The sequence below is a fragment of the Paenibacillus qinlingensis genome, assembly GCF_013204845.1.
Classification (GTDB): Bacteria; Bacillota; Bacilli; order Paenibacillales; family NBRC-103111; genus Paenibacillus_E; species Paenibacillus_E qinlingensis.
The window spans coordinates 1-19103 of the sequence record NZ_JABMKY010000012.1 but is presented as its reverse complement, the minus strand read 5'-3'; the positions used below and the strand labels follow the sequence as shown (position 1 = coordinate 19103).

Annotated in this window: 10 protein-coding genes; 9 read left to right on the top strand and 1 reads right to left on the bottom strand. The window is 48.4% G+C overall.

Going from position 1 to position 19103, the window contains the following annotated elements:
- The first annotated feature begins 33 nt into the window (after positions 1-33).
- The 9 genes from HQN88_RS20640 to HQN88_RS20600 all read left to right on the top strand — a co-directional run bounded on the left by HQN88_RS20640 (position 34) and on the right by HQN88_RS20600 (position 18947).
- Positions 34-6015 carry a hypothetical protein gene (locus HQN88_RS20640; protein WP_173116050.1) on the top strand — a complete coding sequence of 1994 codons (5982 nt, stop codon included), beginning with the start codon at positions 34-36 and terminating at the stop codon, positions 6013-6015.
- 397 nt (positions 6016-6412) lie between these two features.
- The gene (locus HQN88_RS20635) at positions 6413-7039 is read left to right on the top strand and encodes a CIS tube protein (RefSeq protein ID WP_068664317.1); all 627 of its coding nucleotides are present in this window, start codon (positions 6413-6415) and stop codon (positions 7037-7039) included.
- A gap of 4 nt (positions 7040-7043) precedes the next feature.
- A complete protein-coding gene (locus tag HQN88_RS20630) occupies positions 7044-8132 on the top strand; it encodes a phage late control D family protein (RefSeq protein ID WP_173116048.1) in 1089 nt (362 codons plus the stop codon).
- Positions 8132-8857: a phage baseplate assembly protein V gene (locus HQN88_RS20625; RefSeq protein WP_173116046.1), complete on the top strand. Its 726-nt coding sequence runs from the start codon at positions 8132-8134 to the stop codon at positions 8855-8857. Before HQN88_RS20630 ends, HQN88_RS20625 begins: the two co-directional genes overlap by 1 nt.
- 33 nt (positions 8858-8890) lie before the next feature.
- Positions 8891-9292 carry a GPW/gp25 family protein gene (locus HQN88_RS20620; RefSeq protein ID WP_057309160.1) on the top strand — a complete coding sequence of 134 codons (402 nt, stop codon included), beginning with the start codon at positions 8891-8893 and terminating at the stop codon, positions 9290-9292.
- Between the two features lie 49 nt (positions 9293-9341).
- Positions 9342-12416 (top strand): baseplate J/gp47 family protein, encoded by a 3075-nt coding sequence (locus HQN88_RS38450; RefSeq protein ID WP_173116044.1) that lies wholly within the window; start codon positions 9342-9344, stop codon positions 12414-12416.
- Between the two features lie 67 nt (positions 12417-12483).
- A complete protein-coding gene (locus HQN88_RS20610) occupies positions 12484-14718 on the top strand; it encodes a putative baseplate assembly protein (protein ID WP_173116042.1) in 2235 nt (744 codons plus the stop codon).
- 393 nt (positions 14719-15111) lie between these two features.
- Positions 15112-17229, top strand: coding sequence for a phage tail protein (locus tag HQN88_RS20605; RefSeq protein ID WP_173116040.1), 2118 nt, complete (start codon positions 15112-15114; stop codon positions 17227-17229).
- Between the two features lie 29 nt (positions 17230-17258).
- The gene (locus HQN88_RS20600; RefSeq protein ID WP_173116038.1) at positions 17259-18947 is read left to right on the top strand and encodes a hypothetical protein; all 1689 of its coding nucleotides are present in this window, start codon (positions 17259-17261) and stop codon (positions 18945-18947) included.
- A gap of 66 nt (positions 18948-19013) precedes the next feature.
- Here the strand turns inward: HQN88_RS20600 and HQN88_RS20595 are convergent.
- On the bottom strand, positions 19014-19103 hold a 90-nt coding region (locus tag HQN88_RS20595), incomplete at its 5' end, for an IS3 family transposase (RefSeq protein WP_173115701.1).

The following is a 19103-nucleotide window of genomic DNA, read 5'->3' as shown; positions in this document are numbered from 1 at the left end:
GTTTTCTGACGAAAACTTTTAGGGGGATTGTTCATGAACTCTCGACAATCGCATAAACCCCGTGGGAACAAGAAGAAGGGTTCATTACGCTTTGCTGAAGGTAAACGCACTACAACTGTCGGTCAGACTTCTCGTCAGGCGAAGCAATTTGCCTCTGGCATTATGGGGAAGTATGGATGGGATCGTCATAATTATTTAGGTATGTTTGCCCTGATTTTTAAGGGGAAAGGTTTGCTGACAGATAAGGAATTAGCATCCATCAAGAACCCGAGTGATCGGGCTTGGATTCTGCAATTACAGCTACAGCTCCAAAGCTTGAAACATCCAGAATCAGCACCTCTCATCACGAAACAGCAAACGATTCAGCAAATTCAGAAGTTAGTGAAACAAAGTGGATATCAATTACCGAAGCAAGCCTTTATAGATGAAAGTCATCAGGATGAAAAAAGTGTTTCCTCTGGACAGATGCCATCAGCCGTTGATGTACCTGTCAAGAAGAAGAGGGGACGTAAAAGCAAGAAGGCAAAGGAACTAGCAGCCCAAATCCTAGCGGAACAAGAACAAATTAATGCTGCTAAACGTAATCATACACAGTCTAAACAAGAAACAATTAACGTCGTTAATAAACGTAACTCACCGATTATGCAACGTTCGATGAGGCAGCTCGTTGCTTCGATAGGTATGCTAGCACATTCTACAAGCAGCAAGATAAATCAACCGAGCCCTATGGTGAATGGCGTTCAACATACAGGTCAACCAACGAATATTAGCCAGAAAACAATTAACTTATTATATAAACAAGCTTTGCGTGACAATAAAGATAGCGGTGTAGTCCGTTCAAATGAGCACGATGGACATACAACGGCTAGGGTGAATCATGCTAATGTTGCTCAGCATGTGGAAGCCATTCAAAGTGCTTCCGTTTGGCTTGAGCAGTTCCAAGCTGGGAAGTTGAGTTTTGGACGAAATGACGATGAGGCAGTTGATGTCCGTTTAACAGGGCAAAATAGGCTGCAATCGAATCCATCCTTTTTCAATGTGGCTAAGTTAATCTTGCAGGAGGTAACGCAAACGCCACTGAGTCATCGCGGGTTGACACAGCAAAGTTCGCACAACATGAGCGATTCTGAAGTGCCAAGATCAAGCTCTACTGATTCTCAAACCATCGGATTTAGAAAGTCGATAAAGCTGGGTGAAGGTCCTTTTTCGGAAGAGTCATCGCCAAGTACAGTTCGTTTTATTCGCAGTTTGCTAAGCAAACATGCTGAAGGGCAAGATGCGCAAGCGAGCAAACGACAACCCGCTGAACGAGATCAAGCGGCAAACGCAATACGCACAGGTAGAAGTAATGCTTCCAATGCGAAGGGCTTTCTTTCTTCCAGCTTACAGCCAATGGCGATTAATGCTTCAAGCATAACATCACGTTTACCTAGATCTATGCATGCTTCCGCAAGTTCATCTAGTCCTAGTCGTTCTAGAAATAGAGGAATTGACGCTAGCACGACACAGATTTGGCGTAAGGCAGGTGATCAACAGGAAACTGCTCAGTCACAGCCATCTTCACAAGTGATGCAAGAGCAAGCGGCATTGATAGAAGTAGTCCAGAAATTACAACAAGAACGTGATGAATTAAAGCAACAGGACGCTGTGTCAAGTCAGTCGCCAGTGATTGAACAACTGCGCATTCAACAAGAGCAGCAAGAAGCTCAACTGCGAGTACAACGGGAAGAGTCACAAGAGCAACAAGAAGCACAACAAAGTAGACAAAGAGTAGAGCAAGAAGCACAACAGGGAACGCAGCAACAGGCGCAACGAGAAGAGTTGCAAGAGCAGCAAGTGATGCAACAACGAGTACAACGGGAAGAGTTACAAGAGCAGCAAGCGGCGCAACAACGGGTACAACAAGAAGAGTTGCAAGAGCGACAAGAAACGCAACAACGGGTACAACGAGAAGAGTTGCAAGAGCAGCAATTGACGCAACAACGGACACAACGAGAAGAGCTAGAGCATCAGGAGACTCATCAACAGTTTGCACAAGCTCAATCGCAGATTTCACAAGAGAATGAGCAAGCTGCTAATTTAGTGCATGAGCGGGACCGACAAGCATTCCATCAGCGACAAATTAGAGAGAATCCACAAGCATTGCCGGAACTACAAGCAGCGCAATACAACAATGAACATGACGTACAACGTGAGTCTCAAGTGAGTCTTGAGCAAGAAGAACCACGCCTTCGGCAACAACAGCAAAAAGAGCAAGCAGAGCATCAAGCTAAGCAAGAACAACAAATGCAAGATTTGGGCTATGCAGAACCTGTAGTTTTGCAACCAATCGACCAGCCTGAGAAGCGAAAAAGAGGACGACCACGAAAAAATAGTAATGTCCAAGAGGCAAGTAAAGAAACAACGCATGAAACAATCGTTGGATTCACAGAGAACTTAGTTCCTCCAACTGATGTGCAACCTATAGCTGAGTCGACATTTAATTCTGAGACGGTGGGAATGCCAGAGCAGGAAAGTTTAGCTTCCAAACAGGTTGAGGTTGTGACTGCTTATCCAAGTCAGGTGTATAGGAAGCCTGCGCGTATGGAAAATAGACGTTCAAAGGCTCAGAAAATTCAAAGCAACGAGAGCTGGTTGCAGCAGCTCGTTACCATACAAAGACAACCCTCTTCTAATAATGATACTTTCATTAGGAGTACAAATAGTCTAAACAAAGATCGAATGCAAGACATAACGAATAGGGCTTCTGCCCAATTGTCACTTAACGTAGTAAAGCCTGATCTAGGTACAGATGTGTTGGGTAGATCAATAAGTAAGTTTAGAGATCAGCGATTAAGGGAATCCGCTATAGTTCCTAAGAATACTAGTCGAACGTTCAACGGAGAGTTACAGCTTGGAAGTAATCGGCTGCACCGTCAGCAGGAGAATCAAAGCGTAGATAGCCGAACCCTACCTATCCAACGAGAGCTGGACATATCAGAAAGTAAATTGCAACGAGCAATTCCTGAGCAGCCCAAAATGAAGGGGGATGAATTACTTCGTTCTGCTACTACACAAGGCTTGCAAGACGTTAATACAAGACAAGAACCAATAAAGCAAGAAGACCAGAGTCATAGCAATAAACTAGTGGTGAGTGAGAATCGTCCTGCTGGGAAGTTAACCACTGAGATTGCAGCTAAAATTGCAGCAGCGAGCGTTCGATCTATAGGAACGTTGCTTCCAACACCCATAGAGCAGAAAAACATAGAAAAAAGAGAAGTTGTTCGTCTATTGCGGACTAGTTTACGCCCATCCCAAATAACCAACAACAGGATGGCAGGTCAACAATCGCCTGGTATACGAGAGGATCAAGCAGGATCAGTTTCTCAGAGGACGACTATCAGACAAACCTTAGCCGCTGAAATCGCAGCCAAAGTAGCACAAAGCAGTATGATCTTCGTGAATTCAAGCCAGATTGCGACGGACGGCCCGAAGCTGCGTCAACGCAGCTTTCGCCAACCAGCTAGTTTAGTTCAAGAGAGTCGCAGTCTGTTTTTAACTGAAACATCGAGGGAGAATAAGCCATACAGTGCTAAAGGAACAAGTGACATACAGTCTAGTGTCAGTGAACATGCTACGGGTAAACCAACGAATGATACAACGGTTGTTGGGGTAGTTCAATCCGTAAGTCGTACACCGCTTGAAATGGTAAGACGAGCTGGACGTCCATCCCGTGTGAATCAGGTGAAAGAGCAGCAGGCTAGTATTCAGCGTAAAATTGACTTAGGAGAGTTCATATCTCGAAAACCAACCCTTAGCTCTCACACTCAATTATCTTCAACAAGCAGCGAGGGTGATGAAACGATTTCGCGCTCAACTGGTGCATGGGCGAGAGGTCAGCTTACGCTTCGGGCCGGACGAATCGAGAATGGCACTGTAACAAGACGAGCAAGCGGATCAGATGATGCGCAGTCATTGGATATGAGTCGTATTGCAGATCCAGGAAACGTGCAGCGGTTAGCTGATACCGATCGGAAAGACCAGAGACAGCTGAATTTTGATGACAGCTTGGAACCAACAAGTGAACCTGTGGCAGGGGAAGTAGGAGCACGCACTTCTTCGGTCAGTGAAAATATAAGTTCTACTAATGGAATGCTGGATGCACATATCGAAGAACAGAATTTTAATGCTGCTGCCCCGATTCAATTGAACCGAACGGATGGAGAGATAGACAATCAACGCAATCAGCCAGCAAGAGAGGTTGTACGTGGGGAGTTTGTACAACGGCCATCTTTTGGTGAGAATAGCAGACAATCCAAACCGAACAACGGAATGGAACATCCTCTGCAAGCTAGAGGCATAAGCAACTCAGTTCTTGGGGAGCTCGTTCAACGTGCATTAGGCGTTACGAATGGCATTCAGGTAAGAAGAGCTAATCAATTAGACAATGTTCAATCACATCGCACATCGGGTGAATTAGTGCGTAGCAATTTCGTGCAAAGATCATCTGAGAACGAAATTAGGCAGAATGCGAGACAAGTTGCTACACGTGAGAATGAAGGACTGATAAACAGAACAGTTGGTTCAGAGTTATCTGTGCAACGCACTCCTGGAAGAACAACAAGTTTATCTCCGCTTAAGCGATCTGTTGATGTAACAAATCGCCAGATCCTTGGTCAAAATACGATGGAAAGTTCGAAGCGGATACCAGGTACAGGAAATATCGGTACTGGCAATCTGATTCAACGGGCAAGTGAGACGAGAATTAGGCAATTGATCAATAAAGCATCTTCCCAGGCTATCAGGCAAGGATTATTGCAAGGTGCTGATGGTGAAGCCTCACCAAAGCATGGAGCAGTGAACTGGTCTGGGGCGCAAGCCGAACATCTTCAGAGACGCACAATCGTCGATGGCAGTGAGCGCGCGCCTATGCGGGAAGCACGTGGTTCGGAGAACCGCTTGGAAGCGGAAGGCTTCCAAGTGGATTCGGCGGAGCAAACCATTAGGGCTATGGTGAGCGCGCAGGTAGAAGCGCAAGCCCTAGAGCCTGCGGCCGCTTCACGGGCCGCAGAGACGGTCTCAGTCGCGCGCGCCGCACGTGCGCCGAGAGCTCGCCAGAGCACGAGCATGACACCGCGTGTCATGCCGCTGCTGGCGAGCAGCGCAGGAGCGCTTCGCGCTGCTCCTGCGGGAATGGCTGCGGCTTCGCCTGCCGCAGCGGAACATCGACTGCCCGCCCGGGGGACGGGCAGTCTCGTGCAGGCGGCTGCCTCTGGCGGAGCAGCCGCAGCAACAGCTGGCGCGCTAAGCAGCGCCAGCATCACCAACAGCAGCAGCCAAGGCTGGGCTGCTGCTGCCTTAACCAAGCCGCTGCCCACGCAGGTGCAGCGGCTTGCCAGACCCGGCGGCGGCATGCAAGCCGACATCAACCAAGGCGCGCCAGCGATGAGCGCGCTGATGCAGTCGCGAACGCAGCCGCCGTCCATCGGCGCGAGCCACCAAGGCGCGCCAGCGATGAGCGCGCCGATGCAGTCGCGAACGCAGCCGCCGTCGATCGGCGCGAGCCACCAAGGCACGCCAGCGATGAGCGTGCCGATGCAGTCGCGAACGCAGCCGCCGTCGATCGGCGCGAGCCACCAAGGCACGCCAGCGATGAGCGTGCCGATGCAGTCGCGAACGCAGCCGCCATCGATCGGCGCGAGCCATCAAGGTACGCCAGCGATGAACGTGCTCCTGCAATCAGCAAGTCAAGAGCATCTCGCTTCTCCACTCAGCATGCTGGAGCATAAACAAGCTTCATCGAGTCAACTGGCGAATGCACCGCTCGATATGGACTGGCTGCGCACCAAAGCGAGCGCAGACTCTGAACCAACACCAGCAGCACCAGTCGATCAGACGCCGCCGGAATTAAGCGAAGAGCAGCTGCAAGAGCTGATTAAACAGCTTCCACAGCTGGATATCGCCAAAATCGCGGACAAAGTGTACCGAGAAATCGAGAAAAAGATGAAATTCGAACGGCAACGTCGAGGAATATAAGCTTTTATATATAAATTGCACATAGTAAATGGACTATATTTCTCCATAAGGAGTGAAGTTAGTCGATGAAACCGGCTAACTCAATCACTCTATCGGCAATTGTAGTGAAGTTAGTCGATGAAACCGGCTAACTCAATCACTCTATCGGCAATTGTAGTGAAGTTAGTCGATGAAACCGACTAACTCAATCACTCTATCGGCAATTGTAGTGAACTTAGTCGATGAAACCGGCTAACTCAATCACTCTATCGGCAATTGTAGTGAAGTTAGTCGATGAAACCGACTAACTCAATCACTCCAGCAGTAATTGTAGTGAACTTAGTCGATAAAACCGACTAACTCCAGCAAGCTACACTCGATCTGATATCAATGATTACGGCAGAAAGGACGGATTCCTATGGCGCTTAAGAAAGCAATGATTATTGTACATAAAGGCAGTAAAACAGAAAATGTACAAGTCATGTTTAACCCAGGTGAGTATACGATTGACACGAGCAATAACTACGACTGGAAAACAGTGCCGGGTCTGTCCATGCCAATTGCTCAGTTCGTGAGCGGGGGTACGACAACACTCACCATGGATTTCTTTTTCGATACTTACGAGAAAGGGACGGACGTTCGTCAGTTGACGACAAAGATTTCAGGTCTCCTCGATGTGGAGAAAGAGATCCATGCACCGCCGCTATGCAGATTCGTATGGGGTTCACTGGATTTTAAGGGAGTTGTCGTCGGTGTAAATCAGCATTTTACGATGTTCCTGGATACAGGTGTTCCTGTTCGGGCTAAGCTGAAAGTTACATTTAAATCTACGCTAAGCAAGAAAGATCAACTGAAGCAAATTCCACGTCATTCGGCAGATCGAACGAAATTGAAGATGCTGAACCAAGGGGATCAACTGTGGACGATAGCCGCCACTGAGTATGAGGATCCAACGATGTGGCGAGAAATCGCCAAAGCGAATGGGATCGATAATCCAATGAAAGTAGCCACGGGACGCCGCATTTCAGTTCCGAGGTTGGATTAAGCCAATGGCCTTAGATCTGGATACGAGCTCTTTTACATTTGACGACCTGGCCAAAAAATATGGTGATTTTTACGCGCCTTACTACGATATTAAAGTAGATGGCACGAAGCTGTCGGATGATATCGCACTGGATAATCTACGCGTGGATACAACGATTGATGGCACGGCAGACTCTTTTTCGTTTCGAATAGCGAATGCGTACGATGTTACGAAGAATGAATTCCAATGGCTATCTACTTTCACATTAGGTAAAGCCATTGATATTGGTTTAGGTTATGTAGACAAATTTACGCCTGTGTTTACGGGACAAATTACGTCCGTTGTGGTAGATTTCCCAGAAGACGGTGCCCCTGGTCTCGTTGTACGTGGGATGGATATTTCTTATCTCATGATGAAAGGGACGAAGTCGCGCTCTTGGAATAAGAAAAAATATAGTGAGGTCGTTGAAGAAATCGCCAAAACGTATGGCTTCAAAACAAACGTGGATGCCACGACAACGGTGTTTCCGGCACTATCACAGAGTCAGATCAATGACTATCACTTCATTCAAAATTTAGCGAATTTAGTTAACTATGATTTCTTCGTTGTGGGGAAAAATTTGTATTTCCGTAAGCCATTAACGGCGATGACAGCCGTGATGACGCTGGAAATGGGGAAGACGCTCCGCAGTTTAATGATAGATCACAATTTAGCCGAGCAAATTACGGGCGTAACCGTACGAGCTTGGGATAATAAAGAGTTAAAAGTTATCGAAGGCAAGTCAGCAAGCGTGGCGAAGCTCGGTTCCAACAGCAAAACGGGCAAAGATATTTTAGGTTCAAAAGGTGATTTCATCGAGCATATGTATACGAATGTTACCTCTGTGGAGGAAGCCAAAAGTTACGCAGATGCGATATTAAATCGCCGTGCAATGAAGCTGGTTAGCGGCAGCGGGGAATGTATTGGGATTCCAGAGATTCGCGCCGGGCGCTATATCAAGCTGAGTGGTGTTGGTAAGACGTTCGACCAACCGTACTATATTACGGGAGCGACCCACATTTTCGACGATGAAGGTTATACAACTCGGTTTCAACTGGGAGGGAATGCGGTCTAATGTTCAAAACTCCCGATATAACAATTGGTGGTATGTCCGATTTTGCTAGTCAGAAGATTGGCGGCGTCATGGTAGCAGTGGTTACGAATAACACCGATCCTGATAAAATGGGACGTGTGAAGCTTAAATTGCCGATGCAAGAAACCGAAACGGAGACAGATTGGGTCCGTATCGCGACGTTAATGGGTGGTAAGGAAATGGGCAGTCTTTTTATCCCGGAGGTTGGGGATGAGGTGCTGGTTGCCTTCCATTTAGGTGAGCTGCGGATGCCATTTGTGATTGGAATGCTGTGGAATCCGAAGAATATGCCGCCAACACCCGCAGAGAAGAATGATTTGCGTATGATTAAAACCAAATCAGGTCATGAGCTGTCATTCAATGATAAGAGCGGAGACGAGAGTATCACGCTGAAAACGAAAAAAGGCCAGATTATTGAACTCAAGGACAAGGATCAGAGCATTTCGATTACTGACTCCAGTGGGAACAATAAGATTCTGATCAAAGGCGGATCGGCGAATGAAATTTCGGTCGTCAGCCAAACCTCTAAGATTACCTTGAACGCTAAGGGCGAGGTTGGCATTGAGAGTACGAAGGAAATTAAAATTAAATCTACGCAAATTAACATAGAAGCATCTGCTACCATGGCGCTAAAGGCAGGGGCAACACTGGACCTAAAGTCAGATGGAATCATTAACATCAAAGGTAGTATGGTGAAAATTAACTAGATTCAAAATCAATTAGCGAGAGGGCGTGGCGAGATGTCGGAAGCATTTTTGGGACGAGGATGGAAATTCCCGATTCAGGTTGATCCTGCAACAGGAAGAATCCGAATGTCCGAGTATGAGGAAGACATCGCTGAAGCGATTCGCGTCATTTTGGGCACCACGCAAGGTGAACGTGTTATGCGTCCTTCTTTTGGATGCGGCGTTCAGGAATTTATTTTCGGTTTAACCGACGATACGACGCTTCATTTGCTGCAAACGAACATTGAAGAAGCCATTCGCAACTGGGAGCCGAGGGTTCACGAGGTTGAAGTGAAAGCTATTCCAGAAGCAGATGACCCCGCTAAAGTCATGATTCATATTGCCTATCAGGTACGTACAACGAACAACTTGTTTAACCAAGTTTATCCGTTTTATTTATTTGAAGGTTCGAAATAGAAAGAGGATGCGGAAGCGATGACGATACGTGCAGAGAGGAGGTGGAGCTGTGCAACCTCCCAAAATTGATCCCAGAGACATACCTGATCTGATTGCCCAAATGAAGGAAATGGCGCCGTACTATACGCCGGAGTGGCGATTTACACCAGAGAACCCGGATCCGGGTTCAGCCTTATTCCTGATGTTTGCGGATATGTTTCACGATAATATTAAGCGATTGAATCGCGTACCGACGAAGAACCTGATCTCATTTCTAAATATGTTCGATGTCACGCTGCTTCCAGCAAGACCGGCTAGTAGCTACCTGACATTTGCATTAAACGAAGGAACGAAAGAATCTGTGTTTATTTCGGCTGGCACGCAAATTGCCGCTGCAATAGAGGCCGATACGATTCTATATGAAACGGCACGCAGTGCATTGTTGACGCCGGCCGTGCTCTCGAGCATTTATGTGACGAGTCGCAAACAGGATATCATTGTCCGCGTTACGGATGACTTCTTACTTGCTAGTCGTCACGGTTATGCGTTTCCGAAGAAGTTGTTTCGTCTTCAGGATGGGGATAATTTGCAGGAGCATGCCTTGTACTTAGAGCACAGTTCCCTTTTCACGGTAACCAATCCGGCACGGATTGAGATCGAATTCCGGAACTCGACGAAACGCTTTGAGGAGTTCGGGATGTCCAGCCAACTGGCAGATCCAGCTCTTACGGAATGGCTGTACGCAACAGCTGATGGTTGGAAAGCATTTGATGCCGTTGAGGCGCAGGGCAATCGGATTATTTTGCTCAAAAGTGTCCGTGAAGAGCTTGCTCTCAAAGAAGTGAATGGCCAGAGCGGTCGCTGGATTCAATGCCGATTAAAGCCACTCCAATCTGGTGGTACGACGCTCGCTGACAGCAGGCTTTCTATGGATCATATTTCTTTCAAAACAGACTATGTAGATACACTTGAAACGGGCGGTATTCCCCCTGATCAGATGTTTTACAATGATATTGATGCGGATCCTTCGGGGTTCTATCCATTTGGTGATCAATTCGCTCTGTATGGCTCCTTCTATATTGGCAGTCAGGAAGTGTTTACGAAAACCAATGGTGATATTAAGTTGAGCTTCGGGCTGCAGGCGATTGAGCATCGTTTTGGGGCGGAAAACGCAGATCAAGTTGACTGGAAAATGGTCATGAAGAAGAACAAGTTCGATAAAGCACCTGTTGTGCATGTGACGGTTCTTCAAGTGGCTTGGGAATATTGGAATGGTACGACGTGGGTGCGGCTTGATGTGGGCAAGGATGCAGAGAAGCTCTTTTACTACCCTGTACAGCAAAAGGTTCGCAAGGAGATTGAGTTCCGCTGTCCGCCTGATCTTCAGGCTACTTATGTGAACGGGAATGAGAATCGCTGGATTCGAGCACGGATTTTACATATCGAAAATGCGTATATCGCGCAGGCCTTATATTTATCACCTTGGATTGACGACGTAGCGCTGACGTATGAATATGAGGATCGTCTTTATCAAGCAGATCGCTGTCTGTCCTATAATAGCACCGTTTTCGAAGAACGGACTAAGCATAGCCGTCAATTGGCAGGTGGATTTGAACCCTTCCAGCCTTTGGAGGGAAGCCATCCAGCGTTATGTTTTTCTTTTGATACACCGCCTGTGAAAGGTCCTATTTCAATATTCGTCTCGATTAAACAACAACGATTCTCGGAGCATGACGTCCCTATGCTAGAGTGGGAGTATTTGCGAGCAGGTTTGCTCCCAGGTACGCCGCCAGAGTGGGTGGCACTCAAGGTTATCGATGAAACGAATGGCTTGACGCAAAGCGGTACGGTGCAGTTCGTGGGTCCATCTGATTTTGCAGGCGTCTCTCTATTCGGTCAAGAAGGTTACTGGATTCGGGCTACAAATCGGGATGATATCTATGATGATGTGACGGGACATGTACAGATTCCGACGATTCAAGGTGTGTATATGAATACGGTTCATGTCCTCCAGCAGGAGACGATTACAGGTGAAGTTCCTGAGGTCAAAGGACTGGAAGAAACGGAATACCAACTCAGCAGACAAGGAATCGTTTCTGAGGAAGTATGGGTGGATGAGACCGAGTTCGTGACGGAAGAGGATATCTCCGAGTATGAATTATCTGGAACGCCACTTATGGACATTCGCCGTGATTCAGAGGGCAATATTCTGCAGGTATGGGTTCGTTGGACCTCGGTTCGCGATTTGACGTTATCGAGTAACCGAGATCGGCATTATGTGATTGACCACACTTTTGGACGCATACGTGTAGGGGATGGTGTTCATGGGATGCACCCGCCGAAGGGCGGACTAGAGCAAATGAAAGTCACCTACCAAGTTACTATGGGCCAAATCGGCAATGTCCCTGCTCGTCAGATCAATCAGATGCAGGATTCGATAGCTTTTGTGGGTGAGGTGTATAACCCTGAGCCCGCATCAGGCGGCTGTCAAGCGGAGAAGCTGGAGTCTGCGTTAGTGCGAGGACCAGAGATGTTGAAGCATCGTAACCGAGCTGTTTCCTCTAAAGACTACGAGTGGTTGGCTAGAGAAGCCTATCCGAACATCGCGAAGGTGACGTGTATTCCGAATCGGAATGCGTATATGAAGAAAGAAATCGGAGCAATGACGCTTGTTATTTTGCCAAAAGAGGGCCAACTAGGCAGTTCAACGTTTCCTGAGCTAAAAAAACAAGTGGAACGATTCATTCTGGGGCGTGCCTCAAGTTTGGTTGCTTTCCCCGAACGTTTGCAGGTTATTGAGCCCGTGTATATGGAAATATCGGTTTCAGCTATTGTCGCTGTTGAGGGGATGGATACGGTCGTTCTCACGGAAATTCAGGCGATTGAGAAATTAAATCGATTCCTTGACCCGTTAACGGGCAATTTTGATAATAAAGGTTGGGCCATCGGTGCACAGATCCATCCTTCCGTCTTTTACGCGCTGTTGAAATCAATTCGAGCGATCAGCCATGTGGAAAAACTGTATATGACCGTCTACAAAATCGAAGACGGCGAGCGCGTGGAGTTGGATGTGAATCGTCTGCCATCGTTGCCGCATAGCATTATTGTGAGCGGTAAGCACAAGGTGGTTGTGAACGTATTATAGTAGAAAACTTTAAGCGTACTCTTACGAAGCTAGTTTTCTAAAGAAAACTTTAAGGAGGTGAGCACAAGTGCTGCCAATTCCCAATTTAGATGACCGGATGTTCGAACAAATGGTGATGGAGGCGCGGAAGTCGATTCCAAAACTATTTCCAGAATGGACAGATGAGAATGAGCATGATCCAGGGATTACGCTGCTGGAGCTGATGTCATGGATGACAGAGATGCAGCAATATTACTTAAATCGGGTGACGGAGCGCAGTGAACGTAAGTTTCTAAAACTGTTGGGGATTCGTCCTCGTGATGCGGTGTCCGCGGTTTGCGATGTGACATTTACTGGCGCTGCGCAGCAGCTTGTGCTCCCTAAAGGGACGCCGCTGTCCGCGATGGAGCTGCGTTTTGAGACGCAGAGTACGGTACAGGTAGTTCCAGCTGCCTTGGAGAAGGTGCTCGTACGTACGGAAACGGCTGCTGCTGATTATACGTCAAACAATCAGGCCAAAATTGCTTTCTATGCGTTTGGTGCTGATGCCCGCAAGGGAGCCCATCTGTATCTCGGTTTTGATCAGGCATTGCCAATGGATACGGAGATTTCGATCTATTTTAATTTGTTTGACCGCTATCCTGTGACCGTAAGCCATCATGCAGAAAAGTTGGCACCGATGATTTCATCTGCCAAAGTTGCTTGGTCATTCGCAGGAGCAGGCGGAGATGGACAGTCGGAGAGTTGGCTGCCGATTGAGCCGAAGAGCGATACCACGGTTCATCTCTCGCAAAGTGGGGAGTTTAAGTTTTTCATTACCTCGGAAATGAAGCCCATGTCCTTGTATCCGGCCGATGACCGGGGCCGCTATTGGCTCTGCTGTACACTGGAGGAGGACGGCTACGAGCTGGCTCCCAAAATTGAGAAGATTACGCTCAATGCCGTTAAGGCAGTGGAGCAGGAAACCTTTAGCGAGGTGACGGCTTTCAGTTCTTCGGGAGAGCCACATCAGAGCTTCGAGCTGAGCTCGTATCTCGCTTATAACGGCCTGCACACGATTCAAGTACTGGACGAGCAGAGCCGTTGGCGCGACTGGCATACGGTCGCTGATTTAAGTACTTGCGGGCCAACTGAACTCTGCTGTGAATTGCAGCAGGATTCGGCCCGTAGGATAACCCGTCTTCGTTTCGGCGACGGGGTGCATGGCAGTATCCCGCCGCAGGGTGCGCAGCGGGTGCGGCTTGTTGCCTATACGGCTGAGTTTGACTACAGCCGATATGTGGGAGGCAGCAAGGGCCTGCCTGGACAGACCCTTGAGATCAGCCGCGGACGCGTGTATAAGCCCAGCAGCATGCTGCTGCAGGTCGGCTACCGCCCGCGGGGGGAAGACAGCTTCGTCTGGGACGACTGGACGGCCGTGGATGACTTCGATAACTCGAAGTCGACGGACCGCCACTACGTCTACGACGCTGTTGCAGGGACGATCCGCTTCGGGAATAACGAAGCGGGGTTAGTGCCGCGCAAGTCCGTGGAACCGAACATTCGGTTCCTGGTCTTGCAGGCGGGCGGGGGCGTACGAGGCAACGTGAAGGACGGCCTCGTGACCGGGTTCACGGCTTCGCCAGGCGTGAACGTAACGAATCCGTTTCCGGCGCGTGGCGGCCTGGAGGTAGAGACGCTCGCGCAAGCGAAGCTGCGCGTGCAGCGCGAGCTGGCTGCGCCAACGCGCGCGGTGACCGCCGAGGACTACGAGGCGCTCGCGAAGGCGGCGCCGGGTCTCCGCGTCGCGCGGGTGAAAGCCATCCCGCTGTATAAGCCGGGGATGCGAGACTTCCCACGGGTATCGGCGCCGGCGCAGATGACCGTGGTGGTCGTGCCTTACAGCGAGAGCGACAAGCCGAAGGCTGGCAAGGGGTTCTTGCAGACGATCAAGATGCATCTGGATCGTCATCGGCTTTTGACAACGGAGCTGCATGTCATTCCAGCAGAGTATATTAAGATCACCGTCCACGCCGTCGTGGTGATGGAGCCGAAGTATAAGAACGAGCAACGGCGCATCGCGATCGAGCTCCGCAATCTGCTTCAGCCGATGGATCATGGGCAGGGCGCGGAAGGTTGGCGTTTTGGACGGACCGTGTATAAGGGAGATATTTACGGCGTTATTTCCCGCATCAAAGGTGTCGTGTATGTACAGGACATTTGGCTTGATGCCGAAGGCACAGGCTTCCACAAGGATGGCGCTGGGGATATTCATATCCCGCCATATGCGTTAGTCTACTCTGGCAATCATGAGATCGAGACGATTAGTCAGACGGATTTGTAAGTGCTGGTGTGGTTGGCGGTTGGGATATGTTTAAGTAGAAGTAGAAGTAGAAGTAGAAGTAGAAGTAGAAGTAGAAGTAGAAGTAGAAGTAGAAGTAGAAGTAGAAGTAGTGCTCAGTTGAGTAGCTAGCTTTCAAATAGATGTAAAATATACAGCTAATTTTGCCATATTGCCTTGGATTTAGCGATTAGATGGAAAAAGTACAGCTAATTTGATCCGAATCGGTAGTTTGGTGAATATTGGCGGAACTTAACTGTAGGAAATCCAGCTATTGCTCCCAGATGGGGAGAATCAGCAAAATTAGCAGCATAAAATCCATTTAATTTGTTTGAGGCGACGGACAATACACCACAGCAGGTTTTGGGTTCAGCTATAGAAAAGAGGTGACGAACGATGCAGGATGGACAAACATTTTTTTCGCTAAACAAAAGAATGGATTGGGAAGAAGGCTTTGATGCGAATGTTCATATGTTGGAGCAAGGTTTTTCAATCCAGCAATCGGAGAAGTACAGCATTCATCGCATCGTTCGCACGGATGAGCTTGAAGGGATTCCTCCTATTCGCGATATGACGGTGGCTCCTGGGCGGAAGTTGATTTTGCTGGATGAGTCGGCGAATGTGTGGATTTATGATGATGAAAGTCGACATAGGGAGTTATTGTTTCGTCATGGTCACGAGTTATTCAGCTCACAAGCGATGCTTGCATCGATGTCAGATCTTCTTGTGATTGCTGATAGCAGTGAGAGCACGGAGAGAAGGCTTGCCCTCTACTCCATCTCGAATGGTCAAACCATGTGGGCGGTTCAAAATTGGGAAGGTTTAAGTTTATATCCCCTATCTCTGAATACGAAGCTTCAAACCGCGAATACGCTATTTATAGCGGTTCCTTTGGATATTGCGGTTGGTATGAATGGAAGTCCCGAAGTCCCCAAGGATGGTCGGATTGGCATTATACAGTGGAATTCGGCAGGCGAAGTGATACGTGTGTATGAACATGACGCACACCAAATGCCAGAGGCTATTGCGATTTCGAAGCTGCAAGATCGCTATTATACTGCGGCGGCAGATGGCACGGTTGCCCTGCTGGATAACCAGCTTAGGTCGGTGACGGTGTTCCACGAGGATGGGCGAGAGCCGTTCCATTTCCAATTGGAGCAGGAGGGGCGATTTGCCGGCATTTCCATTGATACGAATCATAATCTCTATATAGGGGATAGCGGTTACGCGCAGCAAGAGGGTGTGACGGAGCGGTTTATTTTAAAATATCGCGGCAACGGTACCTCATTGGATAAGGTAACAGGCTTCCGGGGACGCACAGATAAATTAGTGCTGGATGGGCGCAATCGCCTGTATGTGTTTGATCGGATAAGCGGCCAGATTAGCTTGCTGGATCTTCGAGCACGGACGATGCTGCTGGAAGATACGCAATTGCCAGAGGCTGTGTACTTTTCTGCTGATCTCGATACGACAGAGACGGAGACGACGTGGCACAAAATACGGTTGGAAGCCGATATCCCAGAGGAGACGCAGGTTCGGTTTTCGTATTATGCCTCAGACGAAAGTGAAGGAATGGTTGATGGGGATTACGTAAATCTCACTAGCTATTTCACGGATCCGAATATCTCGGTTAAAGAAAAGCTAAGAGCGACGCGCGATCTCTGGTCAGAGCCGATTCTGAATCCAAAGGATGCGCTGCTGATGAATGCGAAGGGCCGATATCTCTGGTTCAAAATCGAGCTGATCGGCAGTGAGCAGAAATCACCGTTTATTCGCAAGTTGAGGGTGTATTACCCTCGCACCTCGCTCATCGCGTATTTGCCGCCGATGTATCAACAGGATGAGGAACATAGCCCTTTCTTGGAGCGGTTCCTAGCGATGTTTAGTACATTTTTTGACGATATGGAGGATAGGATTGATCGGATTTCGGGTCATTTTGATCCAGATGCGGTGTCGGGTCCGTACTTGGAATGGTTGGGTGGTTGGCTCGCGATTACAGAGCACGAGGCCTGGGGTGAGAAGAAGCTGAGAGAGCTTATCAAGCGGGCACCTGAGCTATACAAGCTGCGGGGTACGCGCGAGGGCTTGATGCATATGCTCCATATTTACACGGGCGCTGAGCCATTTATATTAGAATATTTTCAATTTAAGCAAATGCAAGAAACATCAGAGCTGAGGCAGCTTTTTACCCAGTTGTATGGCGACAATCCGTATACCTTCTGCGTACTGCTGAGGCCAGAAAGTGTGCGTACAGATGAACAGCGCTTAGTGATTGAGCACATTATTGAAGATCAGAAACCGGCTTATACTGAAGGCAAATTGATTGTGCTGCAGCCTTGGATGTATGCGGATATGCATACCTACCTCGGTATTAATACGTACTTGTCTGAGCCAACTTTATTAACCCTCGATCAGCGCTCATCGATGCCTTACAATACGGTGCTGATTGATGTGGATCGTGATAAACGGATGGATATACATACGCGCTTGGGACTAGATTCCGAAATCGAATAATAAATGGTAGAGAAGGTGAGGGTATCCCTATGAAAAAATCACGTTATTACCCGTTTGAACGCAATCGGTATTTCTATGGGAAGCTGCTAACGGTCAGAGATTTCGAGTCCGAGCAAAAGTATTTCAATGATAAACGCCGCATGATGAATCGGTTGCTGCATGGTTCTGGTGTTCTAACAGGCCTGCAGGTCGTAGCCGTGGATGAGAAGTCCGTTTCGGTCGAAATGGGTGCCGCTATTGATGCTTTAGGACGGGAGATTGTTGTGCCATCTCCGATGACGATGAAGCTGTCCATGATGGATGGGTTCAGTAATAATCAGTACGCTAAGAACGTGTACCTCTGTATTGCCTATGATGAAAAGGAAAAAGAACCCGTACACGCCGTAGCGAACTCTTCCGTCCGTTCGGACGAAATTAATGATTATAATCGTGTGTTGGAAAGCTATCGTCTGTTTATCCGTGAGGATGCGCCAGACCCAGCATCATTGCCGCTGGCTTCGTTGTCAGATCAGACGATTGTCCTGTATCAGGATAAGCAGGTACGCGTCCTGCAAACGACACCGCGCTATGTGAATCCGGGACAATTGTTCGAGATGACGCTGCGTTTTGAGAAAACACTGAAAGCTGGCAGATTGTCCTTCCAATATGAGCTTGATGCTCATCGCCTAGAGGCGATCAACGGGACGACGATTGTGTTCCAAGAGCCGCAAGATGCGCAAGAAAGCGAATATGAAATGAAGGTGCTGCTTCGTGCCGATAGTACTGCTGCTGTAAAAGCGATAGTCGGTGTGAAAGCAGGAACTGGGGCTTTGAAGCTGGATGATCGGCAGCTAGAGCTGCAAGCACAGTCCATTGGTGAGATTAGCATCGTGACTGAAGCTGTGAAAGAGCGGTTAATGTCGGATTTCGTGAAGCAATCCTTGGAAGCATCCTTGGAAGCCCCATCGGAGCCGTGCATTTATTTGGCCAAAATATGTTTGATTCAAGTCGGACCGACTTATGTCATAGAAACGGTTGAGCAAGTACCGTTCGGTGAATACGTCTACAATACGTCGGTCATGTACCGACTCGGTCAAGCCAGCCAATATCGAGAAGAAACGTCCGGTCAATTCGTAACGAAGTCCAAAGTGAAAACCTTGGCTCCAGGGCAAATGCCAGAGTTGAACGTCAATTACAATCCTTTGATCAGCGAACTGTCATTTGATCTAGGTATTCCAGCTGGCGGTGGCAGCGGGATTGCCGGCATTGTAAGCGGGTATGTCGACATTCCAATTGAGCCCTTCACGAAGATTGCTGTATCTCCATTCGGGCGTGCGATGAAGAGCTTCTACTCAGGAGAGATTGTACACGGACTCGGAGAAGGGAATGTGTTGATCATCACAAGTTTAGAAGAGCGAAGCGGCGATGCATTCTCGGATATTCTTTCTAGTGGTGACCGCGTATATGGCGGGGCTTCGGAGGTATTTAAAGGCAGCGAATTTGAGTCGGATGCACCTGAAGTGAAAATCGGCACGATTGCTTACCCGCAGAAGGGCACATTCCGTATTGGCGTGAAAGTACAACAATCCGGTGAGCAAGGCAATGTGCGTGTTCGTTGGTGGGCATACAGTGCCGAAATGGCAGGCGTCGTGCAAGGTAGCGGCGGAAGCGGAGATTCCTTGGACGAAGCATTGTCGGCCATGAGAGAAGCGGCTTCGGCAGGTAGTGACACGGAGTAAGTAGATAGGACCGTCCTGAACAAGTTCAATCGTTCTGAACTGACCCCCAAAAGTTAGACATTTATGTTATGCAGCCTGTGAGGCATGAGTTCGGTACTGTACCGGGCTCATGCCTTTTAGTTTTTTCTTGATGCGCTCGTGATTGTAATAGTTCAT

Coding starts and splice junctions, on each gene's coding strand:
- HQN88_RS20640 (WP_173116050.1), top strand. CDS start 34: ATGAACTCTCGACAATCGCATAAACCCCGTGGGAACAAGAAGAAGGGT.
- HQN88_RS20635 (WP_068664317.1), top strand. CDS start 6,413: ATGGCGCTTAAGAAAGCAATGATTATTGTACATAAAGGCAGTAAAACA.
- HQN88_RS20630 (WP_173116048.1), top strand. CDS start 7,044: ATGGCCTTAGATCTGGATACGAGCTCTTTTACATTTGACGACCTGGCC.
- HQN88_RS20625 (WP_173116046.1), top strand. CDS start 8,132: ATGTTCAAAACTCCCGATATAACAATTGGTGGTATGTCCGATTTTGCT.
- HQN88_RS20620 (WP_057309160.1), top strand. CDS start 8,891: ATGTCGGAAGCATTTTTGGGACGAGGATGGAAATTCCCGATTCAGGTT.
- HQN88_RS20605 (WP_173116040.1), top strand. CDS start 15,112: ATGCAGGATGGACAAACATTTTTTTCGCTAAACAAAAGAATGGATTGG.
- HQN88_RS20600 (WP_173116038.1), top strand. CDS start 17,259: ATGAAAAAATCACGTTATTACCCGTTTGAACGCAATCGGTATTTCTAT.